We start from the raw sequence: 11,908 nt of genomic DNA on the forward strand, positions 1-11,908 counted from the left end.
TTCCTCCTCCACCCCCCACGGAAAGCACGCACCCCTATGACTGTCACGCAGGAACAGGCCACCTGGTTCGCCGACGCGTTCGGCAAGCTCGTCGGCAACGTCGAGCAGGCCATCCTCGGCAAGGAGCACGTCATCAAGCTGGTCGTCACGGCGATGCTGTCCGAGGGCCACGTGCTCCTCGAGGACTACCCGGGCACAGGCAAGACGGTGCTCGCGAAGGCGCTCGCGAACACCCTCGACGGCACGAGCTCCCGCATCCAGTTCACGCCGGACCTCCTGCCGTCCGACGTCACCGGGGTGACGATCTACGACCAGGGCAAGGGGATCTTCGAGTTCCACAAGGGACCGATCTTCGCGTCGATCGTGCTCGCCGACGAGATCAACCGCGCCTCGCCGAAGACGCAGTCGGCGCTCCTCGAGGTCATGGAGGAGGGCATCGTCACGATCGACGGCACGAGCTACGACGCCGGCAAACCGTTCATGGTGATCGCGACGCAGAACCCGATCGAGCAGGCCGGTACCTACAAGCTCCCCGAGGCGCAGCTCGACCGCTTCCTCATCAAGACGACGCTCGGCTACCCCGACCGCCAGACCTCGGTGAACCTCCTCCTCGACGCGTCCAACCGGGCTCGGGCGACGAAGGTCCAGCCGATCATCGCCTCCAGCGCGGTCATCACCATGGCGCAGCTCGCGACGGAGGTACACGTCGACGGGAGCATCCTCGAGTACGTCGCCGACGTCGTCGCCGCCACGCGCGACGACCAGGACGTCGCGCTCGGCGTCAGCATGCGCGGCGCATTGGCGCTCGTGCGTGCGGTGAAGACCTGGGCCATCTCGCAGGGACGCACGTACGTGACCCCGGACGACGTCAACGACCTCGCCCAGGCCGTCCTCGCACACCGCATCATCGTCGACCCCGAGTCCGACTTCGCCGGCGTGACGGCCCAGGACATCGTCTCCCGGGTCCTCGTCAGCATCGCTCCGCCGGCCTACCGCGCAGCATGAGCGAGACCCTCGAGCAGCGCGCCACCCCGGCGCCGGACGGACCGGACGCGGCCCGGGCGGCGGCGGTCGGCGCGCCGGTCGAGGGCTCACCGGACGGCGCCGGGCAGTCGGCGGACGCGGCGCCCGCTGCCGCGCCGAAGCCGTTCCGTCGCATCGTCGACGGCGTGGGTGCCGTCGTCGGCCCCTGGGCGAAGGTCGCCTGGGACGCCGCGAAACCCGTGCTCGACGTCGTCAGTGGTCTGGGCTGGGTGGTCCTCGCCATCGGGGTCGTCGCGACCGTCGCCGGCTTCATCCTCGGGTGGGCGGAGCTCGTGTTCCTCGGCTTCGTGCCCCTCGCCGCGATCCTCGCCTCCGTCGCCTACCTGTTCGGCCGGTCGACCTTCCGCATCTCCATCCACCTGAACCCCAGCCGGGTCACCGTCGGCGAACGCGCCATCGGGCAGGTCCTCATCGCCAACCCCGGCGGCCGTGCGACCACTCCGACCCGCCTCGAGGTCCCGGTCGGTTACGGGCTCGCCGAGTTCGCGATTCCCGCGATCCCGAAGGACGGCGAGCACGAGGAGCTCTTCGCCGTGCCCACGAACCGGCGCGCGGTGATCCCGGCCGGCCCCGCAGTCTCCGTCCGCGGTGACCAACTCGGGCTCCTCCGCCGAGAGGTCCGCTGGACGGAGCCGGTCGAGCTCTTCGTGCACCCGGAGACCACGCGGCTGCACCCGACCGCCGCCGGTCTCATCCGTGACCTCGAGGGCCTCGTCACGAAGACGATCACGAACAACGACATCTCGTTCCACGCCCTCCGCGGCTATGTCGCCGGCGACGACCGGCGCTACATCCACTGGAAGTCCTCCGCGAAGACGGGCCAGCTCATGGTGCGGCAGTTCGAGGAGACGCGGCGGTCGCAGCTCACCATCGTGATGACGACCGACTCCCGCTACTACGCCGACGACGAGGACGAGTTCGAGTTGGCGGTGTCCCTCACCGCGTCGATCGCGACCCAGGTGATCCTCGACCAGGTGCCGATCAGCGTCGTGACCGACCGGCTCGCCCTCCGGACCCACACGGTGACCTCCTTCCTCGACGACAGCTGCCGCCTGCAGTTGGCCGAGGGGACGTTCGAGACGCCGCGGACCTTCGCCCGCGAGACCACGAAACGGCTGCCGGCTCCGAGCGTCGTCATCATCGTGGCCGGTTCACGGCTCGAGGCCCAGGAGTACCGGGGCATCCAACGGCTGTTCGGCCCCGACGTCAACGTCTTCGGCATCCGCGTCGAACGGGGCGCGCGAGCGAGTATCAAGGACGTCGCCGGCATGAACGTGATGACGGTGGGCGCGCTCGGCGATCTCGCCAAGGTCATGTCGAGGGCGCTGTGAGCGGCGTCGACGAGCGCACGACCGTGCGTCCGCCGTCAGTCGCCGCCGACGTCGACGTGCAGGGCATCGTCCCGACGTTCGTCGCCCCGTGGCCGCTGCCCGGTCGATCCTGGATCGACCTCGCGGTGGTGTTCGTCCTCGCCGCCATCGGCCTGCTCGGCTTCGGTGCCGCCCTCAGCGGCACCGGGTTCCTCCTCGCCGGCCTCGGCGGTCTGGTGCTCGGTCTCGCGGTGGGGGTCGCCTCGCACGCGTTGCGGTTGAACGCCATCCTCACGGGGCTCTCGACCGTTCTCGTCTTCTACCTGTTCGGCAGCGCCCTCGCCATGCCGTCCGCGGCGACGTTCGCCGTCCTGCCGAACCTGCGGACGCTCGGCGGGATCAGCATCGGTGCGGTCTTCGGGTGGAAGGACTTCGTCACCCTCCAGACGCCACTGAGCGCGCCTGCCTACATCATGACCCTGCCGTACGTGGCGGGGCTCCTCGTCGGCGTCGTCTCCGCCGTGCTCGCAGTCCGGTGGTTGCCGCGCCGTCCGCAGATCGCCGTCCGCTGCGCCGTCGTGCTCGTCGGCCCGACCGTCCTGTACGCGGTCGGCGTCCTCCTCGGCACCCAGACGCCGTTCCTCGCCGCGGTCCGGGGGATCGCCTTCGCGCTGATCGCCCTCCTCTGGTTGGGCTGGCGGCCGGGAGCCGGACGCGGGGAGAACGCCGCCGCGTCGACCACCGCCGTGCTCCGGCGGAAGAAGATTGTCGGCACGGTGGTCCTCGCCGCCGTCGCCGTGGTCGTCGGCGGAGGTGCCGCCGTGGTCGCCTCGCCGCCCGCGGACTCACGTTTCGTCCTCCGCGAGGTCGTCACGCCGCCGTTCGACCCCCTGGAGTACCCGAGTCCGCTCGCCGGGTTCCGCGAATACACGAAGGACCTCGCCGAGACGAAGTTGTTCACCGCCACCGGGCTCGAGCCGGGCGACCGCATCCGGCTCGCAGCGATGGACAGTTACGACGGGCGCCTCTGGACCGTGTCCGGGCCCTCGACGGCCACCGACGGGTCCGGTGCCTTCGAGCTCGTCGGTGATCAGCTCCCCGGGCCGCAGCTCATCACGAAGGGCGGCGACCGACGCGTGTCCATCGACGTCACCGGGTACGACGACATCTGGGTGCCGAGCGTCGGCTACCCCAGTGCGTTCACCCTCGACGGCAAGGCGTCGGAGCGATCCGAGGACGTCCGCTACAACGCCGAGAGCGGGGCCGCCGTCATCACCTCGGGCCTCGGGCAGGGCGACGACTACGAGGAGCGGACCACGACGCAGGCGGTGCCGAGCGACACGTTCCTCGCGACGACGCCGACCGCCCCGGTGGACCTGCCCCCGGTCACCAACATCCCCGACATCGTCGTCGCGAAGGCTTCGGAGTTCGTCGGGACCGAGACGACGCCCATGGGACAGCTGCGGAGGATCGAGCAGACGCTCCGCACCACGGGGTTCCTCAGCCACGGCCTCGCCTCCGACAGCTCGCCGTCGCGGGCCGGCCACGGCGCCGACCGCATGTCGGAGCTCTTCACCCGGACGCCGATGGTGGGCGACGAGGAGCAGTACGCCTCGGCGTTCGCGCTCATGGCCCGCTCGCTCGGGTACCCCGCGCGGGTCGTCATGGGCTTCGCGCCCGAGGTGACCGAGGGTCAGGCGTCGGTGCAGGTCGTGGGTGACGACGTCACCGCGTGGGTCGAGGTGCCGTTCGAGGGCTACGGCTGGGTCGCCTTCTCGCCGACGCCGGACGAGACCGAGATCCCGCAGGACCAGGACCCGAAGCCCAAGACCGAACCGCAGCCGCAGGTGCGTCAGCCGCCGCGGAGCGACAACCTCGACGACAGCCTCCTGACCGAAGCGTCGATCGACGACGGCGACGACGACGACAAGGACGATGGACTCGTGATCCCGGAGTGGGTGTGGTGGGTCGCCCTCGTCGTGGGTGTGCCGGTGTCGCTGTACGTCATCCCACTCCTCGCCATCGCCGGCGCGAAGCGTCGCCGCACGAAGCGACGGCGATCCGGGAGCGGCGACCGCCGTGCAGCGGGCGCCTGGGACGAACTCGTCGACCGCTACGCCGAACTCGGGTACAGCGTGCCGGCGGCGGCCACCCGGTCGAGTACGGCCACCGCCCTCGGCACGCAGGAACCGGGCGGAGCCACGACCCTGACGTCCCTCGCCGGGACGACGGACGATGCGGTGTTCTCCGGCCGGGACGTCGACGACGCGACCGCCGAGGAGCTGTGGCGTCGGTCCGAGGCGGAGTCGACACGTGCCCAGGGTGCGCTCGGGTGGTTCGCCCGCCAGCGGAGCCGGTTCCGGTATCGCGCGAAGCGCAGCATCGTGAGCCGTCTGCAGCCGCCGTCGTCCCTCCGGGGACGGTCCGCGGGCGGGCAGCGCGCCGACGGTCGTCGCTGAGGTCCGATCGGCCGTCGAGGCGCTACCCTCGGTGAGTATGGAGCGCTCGCTCGAGACCACGGTGAGCCAGGCCGTCGACGCCTGGTTGCGGTGGTTGCCGCGCTGGCATCCCGCCGCGCACCGCGGGCGCACGAGGATCTGCCGACGCTGCATCGGCTCGCCGGTGCTCCGCGCCGCGGGCCTCGTGGAGGACGTCCCGCATCAGGTGCAGCACGGCCTGGCGACCCGCATGAAGACGATCGTCGACCACGCGGTCGCGGAGTACACGGAGCGCAACCTGCCGATCCTGCGTGCGGAGCTGCGCGCGGCCGACCTCCGCGAGGCGCAGCGGGCGTACCGGCCGGGGGAGGGGCTCGACCCGGAGTTCGACGGACTCCAGCTCGACCCCGATCCGGACCCCGGCCAGCCGTACCTGTTCACGCTCACCGAGCTCGGGGCGTCCCAGGCGCGAGCCGTGCCGCCCCCGCCACCGCTGTCGGACGACGCGAAGGAGGCGTTGCGCACCGAGATCGCCCTGGCCGACCAGTGCGCGAACGAGACCGGTCGCCGGGTGTGCGAACTCCTCATCGGGCACCGCAGGGCCATCCACGACGCGATCGAGCGGTACGTGGAGCCGCAGGTCGCGGCGCTCCTCGACGACCTCGCCCTCGAACTCGATTCACCGACGTCGCCCTGGTAGGCGTCGGGGTCTTCCCGGACGCGGGAGGGGAGATCTCCCCATCGTGCTGTCCAACAGGCGTCACTATACTTTCGAGCACTTGTCAGTAGCACGATCCATGCTCATTGGGGGCGCAACACCATGACCGGTCCAGGAGATCAGAACCCGCAGCAGCCCCAGTGGCAGCAGCCGCCCGCTCAGCCCGAGCCACAGCAGGGATGGCAGGGCAACGGCCCGCAGTCCTCCGCCTCGGGCCAGCACCCGACCGGGCAGTCCGGCCAGCAGTCGCCCTACGGGCAGTCGCCGACCCAGCCCTCGGGCTCCTCAGGCCAGTACGGCCAGCAGCAGGGCCAGTACAGCCAGCAGACCGGGCAGTACGGTCAGCAGTCGAACCAGTACGGTCAGCAGTCGGGCCAGTACGACCAGACCGGCCAGTACGGCCAGACGGGTCAGTACGGCCAGACCGGGCAGACCGGTCAGTACGGCCAGCAGGACACCGGCCAGTACGGCCAGCAGCCCACCGAGCAGTACGCCCAGGCGCCGGGCGGCTACGGCCAGGCTCCGTACGGCCAGGGTGCCGGTTCCTACGACGGTGGGGCTGGTCAGCCGCCCAAGAAGAAGCTGTCGAAGAAGGGCCTGACCGGCATCATCGCCGGTGGCAGCGCGCTCCTCCTCATCATCGTGGGCGGCATCGTCGGCGTGAGCATCGGCAACTCGCTCCACGCCCCCGAGGTCACGGTCAAGAGCTACCTCGACGCGCTGAAGGCGGGCGACGCCGAGGAGGCGCTGAAGCTCTCCGGCACCGAGGTGTCCGCGGCCGACGTGCTGCTGACCGACGAGGCGTACAAGGAGGCCTCCGGCAAGGTCACGGGCTACACGATCGGCAAGACGACCACGAGCGGCGACACCGCCACGGTGCAGGCACGACTCACCCAGGGTGGAGAGAGCGTCGACCAGGAGTTCACGCTCACGAAGGTCGGGAAGGACGCCGTGCTCTTCGACAAGTGGAAGCTCGAGGCGCCGGAGCTCAGCACCGTCCAGGTCGACGTGGTCGCACCCGAGGATGCCGTCGCAACGGTCGGCGGGGTCGACCTGACGGATGTCGAGCCGATCGCCGAGGGCTCCTACCAGCTGCGGGCGCTCCCCGGCACCTACGACGTCGCCCTCAGCGAGAGCGACTGGTACTCGGCTGAGGCCACGACCGCGACGGCGCTCGGCTACGGGCAGACGGCCGAGCCGGCGACCCTCTCGGTCGCACTCACCGACGCCGGGACGACCGCGATCGAGGAAGCCGTCAACGCCTACATCGACGGCTGCGGGGCGTCGACCGAGATCGCCCCGACCGGTTGCCCCTACGAGATCCGCAACGCCACCGGATACACCCCCTCCGGCGTGACCTGGACGTTCGACACCCGCCCGACCTTCACAGTCGGCGAGTTCAACGGCACCGGGTGGAGCGTCGAATCGGAGACCGTCGGGCGCATGTCGATGACGTGCACCCTGACCGACCCGGCCACCGGCCAGACCGGCCCGGGCGGCGGCGGCCCCGTCGACTTCAACGTCGGCGGCACGGTCGAGGGCTTCACGGACGAGGGCGCGACGTTCGTCCCCCTGCCGTAGACCGACAGCTGGACGACCCCTGGGAGCACGGCTTCCAGGGGTCGTCGTCGTTTGACCGCAGGGCCACCTCGGGCTAGTCTTGGTTGGGTGTGCGCACTGTCGTGCGCTCTCGTGCTGTCCACCGTCTCCGGAGGGTGGCTCGCGGAGCGGACGCCCGCCTCGCACCATCGGGTGGATCCCGGCCGGGCTGGTCCTGGCAGTCGATCGCCCCCACGGCATACCCACCACCCAAGCGACGCGCATTCGCGCGGCGCCGGTGGGTCCATACGACCTCGTGATCCGGGAGACCGGCCCACGAATGCTGCAGTACCACTGTCACCGTGCAGTCATCATCAAGGAGCTAGTAGTGCCAACCATTCAGCAGTTGGTTCGGAAGGGCCGCAGCCCCAAGGTCGTCAAGACCAAGGCGCCCGCCCTGAAGAGCAACCCGCAGCAGGCGGGTGTGTGCACCCGCGTGTACACCACCACCCCGAAGAAGCCGAACTCGGCGATGCGCAAGGTCGCCCGCGTGAAGCTGCGCAACGGTACCGAGGTCACCGCGTACATCCCCGGTGAGGGTCACAACCTCCAGGAGCACTCGCTGGTCCTGGTCCGTGGCGGTCGTGTGAAGGACCTCCCGGGTGTCCGTTACAAGATCGTCCGTGGCGCCCTGGACACGCAGGCCGTCAAGAACCGCAAGCAGGCTCGCAGCCGCTACGGCGCGAAGATGGAGAAGAAGTAATGCCTCGCAAGGGTCCAGCTCCGAAGCGCCCCGTCGTCGCCGATCCCGTTTACGGCGCCCCCATCGTCAGCCAGCTCGTCAACAAGATCCTGCTGGACGGCAAGAAGGGCCTCGCTGAGCGCATCGTCTACGACGCACTCGAAGGCGTCACCGCCAAGAACCAGCAGGATGCCGTCGTCACGCTCAAGAAGGCGCTCGACAACGTCCGTCCGACCCTCGAGGTGCGTTCGCGCCGCGTCGGTGGTTCCACCTACCAGGTGCCGGTCGAGGTCAAGCCTCACCGCGCCAACACCCTCGCTCTCCGCTGGCTCGTGAGCTACGCGAAGGGCCGCCGCGAGAAGACGATGACCGAGCGTCTCCAGAACGAGATCCTCGACGCATCGAACGGTCTCGGTGCAGCCGTCAAGCGTCGTGAAGACACGCACAAGATGGCCGAGTCGAACAAGGCGTTCGCGCACTACCGCTGGTAGTCGCCGCCCGATGCGAGGGCGGACGATCCGTCCGCCCTCGCATCATCGAGTGAATCAGCTCACCCCTACCTATCCCCGGAGGACCCCGTGGCACAAGACGTGCTCACCGACCTGAACAAGGTCCGCAACATCGGCATCATGGCCCACATCGATGCCGGCAAGACCACCACCACCGAGCGCATCCTGTTCTACACGGGCGTCAACCACAAGATCGGCGAGACCCACGACGGTGCGTCGACGATGGACTGGATGGCGCAGGAGCAGGAGCGCGGCATCACGATCACGTCCGCCGCGACGACCTGTTTCTGGAACAAGAACCAGATCAACATCATCGACACCCCCGGCCACGTCGACTTCACGGTCGAGGTCGAGCGTTCGCTCCGCGTCCTCGACGGCGCCGTCGCCGTGTTCGACGGCAAGGAGGGCGTTGAGCCCCAGTCCGAGACCGTCTGGCGTCAGGCCGACAAGTACGACGTCCCGCGCATCTGCTTCGTCAACAAGATGGACAAGCTGGGCGCCGACTTCTACTTCACGGTCGACACCATCATCAGCCGCCTCGGCGCCAAGCCGCTGGTCATCCAGCTGCCGATCGGTGCCGAGTCCAACTTCGAGGGCGTCGTCGACCTGGTCGAGATGCGCGCACTCACCTGGCGTGGAGACGCCAAGGGTGACGTCGAGATGGGCGCCAAGTACGCCATCGAGGAGATCCCGGAAGACCTCAAGGAGAAGGCGGCCGAGTACCGCACCGCGCTCCTCGAGGCCGTCGCCGAGACCGACGACGCACTCATGGAGAAGTACTTCGGTGGCGAAGAGCTGACCGTCGCGGAGATCAAGGCCGCGATCCGTCAGCTCACCATCACGAGCACCATGTACCCGGTCCTCTGTGGCTCGGCCTTCAAGAACCGCGGCGTCCAGCCGATGCTCGACGCGGTCATCGACTACCTGCCCTCCCCGCTCGACGTCCCCGCCATCGAGGCGCACGACGCTCGGGACGAGGAGAAGGTCGTGGAGCGTCACCCCGACTCGACCGAGCCCTTCACCGCGCTCGCGTTCAAGGTCGCCGTGCACCCGTTCTTCGGTCGCCTGACGTACGTCCGCGTCTACTCGGGTCGTCTCGACTCGGGTGCGCAGATCATCAACTCCACCAAGGGCAAGAAGGAGCGCATCGGGAAGATCTTCCAGATGCACGCCAACAAGGAGAACCCGGTCGACTTCGTCACCGCCGGTCACATCTACGCGGTCATCGGCCTGAAGGACACCACCACCGGTGACACCCTGTCCGACCCGCAGAACCAGGTCGTCCTCGAGTCGATGAGCTTCCCGGAGCCCGTCATCGAGGTCGCGATCGAGCCGAAGACCAAGGCCGACCAGGAGAAGCTGGGCACCGCGATCCAGAAGCTGGCCGAAGAGGACCCGACGTTCCGCACCGAGCAGAACACCGAGACCGGCCAGACCGTCATCAAGGGCATGGGCGAGCTCCACCTCGACATCCTGGTCGACCGCATGAAGCGCGAGTTCAACGTCGAGGCCAACGTGGGCAAGCCCCAGGTCGCGTACCGCGAGACCATCAAGCGCAAGGTCGAGAAGTACGGCTACACGCACAAGAAGCAGACCGGTGGTTCGGGTCAGTTCGCGAAGATCCAGTTCGATCTGGAGCCGATGGACGTCACTCCGGAGACGACCTACGAGTTCGTGAACGCCGTGACCGGTGGTCGCATCCCGCGCGAGTACATCCCCTCGATCGACGCCGGTTTCCAGGACGCCCTGCAGGTCGGTGGCCTCGCCGGCTACCCGGTCGTCGGCGTCAAGGCGATCGTCACCGACGGTGCGGCGCACGACGTCGACTCTTCGGAGATGGCGTTCAAGATCGCCGGCTCGATGGGTCTCAAGGAGGCCTACTCTCGGGCCAACCCCGTCCTCCTCGAACCGCTCATGGCGGTCGAGGTCCGTACTCCCGAGGAGTACATGGGCGACGTCATCGGTGACCTGAACTCCCGTCGTGGACAGATCCAGTCCATGGACGACGCCACCGGCGTCAAGGTGATCCGTGCCAACGTCCCGCTCTCCGAGATGTTCGGCTACATCGGCGACCTCCGGTCGAAGACCTCTGGTCGTGCCGTGTACTCGATGACCTTCGAGAGCTACGCGGAGGTCCCGAAGGCTGTCGCCGACGAGATCATCCAGAAGAACAAGGGCGAGTAGTCACTCACTCTCTCTTCACCGCGGTCCGGCCGGGTGTGCGAACACCCAGCCGGATCGCGTAACATGAATACACATCCCTGCAGTGTGTCGGGCATCGAATGGTGCCCGCCGCCCCGCACAACGTCCTGAGGAGGACTCACAGTGGCAAAGGCCAAGTTCGAGCGGACCAAGCCGCACGTCAACATCGGAACGATCGGTCACGTCGACCACGGCAAGACCACGCTCACCGCGGCGATCTCGAAGGTCCTGGCGGACAAGTTCCCGTCCGCGACCAACGTGCAGCGCGACTTCGCGTCGATCGACTCCGCGCCCGAAGAGCGTCAGCGTGGTATCACGATCAACATCTCGCACGTCGAGTACGAGACGCCGAAGCGCCACTACGCGCACGTCGACGCCCCGGGTCACGCCGACTACATCAAGAACATGATCACCGGTGCTGCGCAGATGGACGGCGCGATCCTGGTCGTCGCCGCCACCGATGGCCCGATGGCACAGACGCGTGAGCACGTGCTGCTCGCCAAGCAGGTCGGCGTCCCCTACCTGCTCGTCGCGCTGAACAAGTCCGACATGGTCGACGACGAGGAGATCCTGGAGCTCGTCGAGCTCGAGGTCTCCGAGCTCCTCGCCTCGCAGGGCTTCGCTGAGGACGCTCCTGTCGTCCGCGTTTCGGGCCTCAAGGCGCTCGAGGGCGACGAGAAGTGGGTCCAGAGCATCCTCGACCTCATGGACGCCGTGGACGAGAACGTCCCGGACCCCGTGCGCGACAAGGACAAGCCCTTCCTCATGCCGATCGAGGACGTCTTCACGATCACCGGTCGTGGAACCGTCGTCACGGGCCGCGCCGAGCGTGGCACGCTCGCGATCAACTCCGAGGTCGAGATCGTCGGCATCCGTCCGACGCAGAAGACGATCGTCACGGGTATCGAGATGTTCCACAAGCAGCTCGACGAGGCATGGGCCGGCGAGAACTGTGGTCTCCTGCTCCGTGGCACGAAGCGTGAAGACGTCGAGCGCGGCCAGGTCGTCGTCAAGCCGGGTTCGGTCACGCCGCACACGAACTTCGAGGGCACCGCGTACATCCTGTCCAAGGATGAGGGTGGGCGTCACAACCCGTTCTACGCGAACTACCGTCCGCAGTTCTACTTCCGCACCACCGACGTCACCGGCGTCATCACGCTGCCCGAGGGCACCGAGATGGTCATGCCCGGCGACACCACCGACATGACCGTTGAGCTGATCCAGCCCATCGCCATGGAGGTCGGCCTCGGCTACGCCATCCGCGAGGGTGGCCGCACGGTCGGCGCCGGCACCGTCACGAAGGTCCTCGCGTAAGCATCAGCTGACGCAAGTACCTGATCGGCCGTCCGCGGTCGAGTCGGTTCCACGAAGGGCCCGGAGCGTATGCTCCGGGCCCTTCGTCGTTC

9 protein-coding genes are annotated in these 11,908 nt (G+C 68.4%); all 9 read left to right on the plus strand.

Annotated elements, in window-relative coordinates:
- Positions 1-36: 36 nt before the first annotated feature.
- The 9 genes from ITJ57_RS06070 to tuf all read left to right on the plus strand — a co-directional run bounded on the left by ITJ57_RS06070 (position 37) and on the right by tuf (position 11,816).
- Positions 37-1,005 carry a MoxR family ATPase gene (locus ITJ57_RS06070; RefSeq protein WP_056008184.1) on the plus strand — a complete coding sequence of 323 codons (969 nt, stop codon included), beginning with the start codon at positions 37-39 and terminating at the stop codon, positions 1,003-1,005.
- Complete coding sequence (locus ITJ57_RS06075; RefSeq protein WP_194669300.1) at positions 1,002-2,375, plus strand: DUF58 domain-containing protein; 1,374 nt, start codon at positions 1,002-1,004, stop codon at positions 2,373-2,375. The genes ITJ57_RS06070 and ITJ57_RS06075 overlap by 4 nt, the downstream gene beginning before the upstream one ends.
- Complete coding sequence (locus tag ITJ57_RS19750; protein WP_194669301.1) at positions 2,372-4,813, plus strand: transglutaminase-like domain-containing protein; 2,442 nt, start codon at positions 2,372-2,374, stop codon at positions 4,811-4,813. The genes ITJ57_RS06075 and ITJ57_RS19750 overlap by 4 nt, the downstream gene beginning before the upstream one ends.
- A 37-nt stretch (positions 4,814-4,850) precedes the next feature.
- A complete protein-coding gene (locus ITJ57_RS06085; protein ID WP_194669302.1) occupies positions 4,851-5,492 on the plus strand; it encodes a spermidine/putrescine ABC transporter substrate-binding protein in 642 nt (213 codons plus the stop codon).
- 120 nt (positions 5,493-5,612) lie between these two features.
- Positions 5,613-7,091 (plus strand): DUF4878 domain-containing protein, encoded by a 1,479-nt coding sequence (locus ITJ57_RS06090; RefSeq protein WP_194669303.1) that lies wholly within the window; start codon positions 5,613-5,615, stop codon positions 7,089-7,091.
- 346 nt (positions 7,092-7,437) lie between these two features.
- A complete protein-coding gene (rpsL, locus tag ITJ57_RS06095) occupies positions 7,438-7,812 on the plus strand; it encodes a 30S ribosomal protein S12 (protein ID WP_056008169.1) in 375 nt (124 codons plus the stop codon).
- Positions 7,812-8,282: a 30S ribosomal protein S7 gene (gene rpsG, locus ITJ57_RS06100; protein ID WP_056008166.1), complete on the plus strand. Its 471-nt coding sequence runs from the start codon at positions 7,812-7,814 to the stop codon at positions 8,280-8,282. Before rpsL ends, rpsG begins: the two co-directional genes overlap by 1 nt.
- Before the next feature lie 87 nt (positions 8,283-8,369).
- Positions 8,370-10,484 (plus strand): elongation factor G, encoded by a 2,115-nt coding sequence (fusA, locus tag ITJ57_RS06105; RefSeq protein WP_194669304.1) that lies wholly within the window; start codon positions 8,370-8,372, stop codon positions 10,482-10,484.
- Between the two features lie 141 nt (positions 10,485-10,625).
- Positions 10,626-11,816 carry an elongation factor Tu gene (gene tuf, locus ITJ57_RS06110; RefSeq protein WP_056008160.1) on the plus strand — a complete coding sequence of 397 codons (1,191 nt, stop codon included), beginning with the start codon at positions 10,626-10,628 and terminating at the stop codon, positions 11,814-11,816.
- Positions 11,817-11,908 lie beyond the last annotated feature (92 nt).

It is taken from the genome of Plantibacter sp. VKM Ac-2880, from assembly GCF_015351235.1.
Taxonomy (GTDB): Bacteria; Actinomycetota; Actinomycetes; order Actinomycetales; family Microbacteriaceae; genus Plantibacter.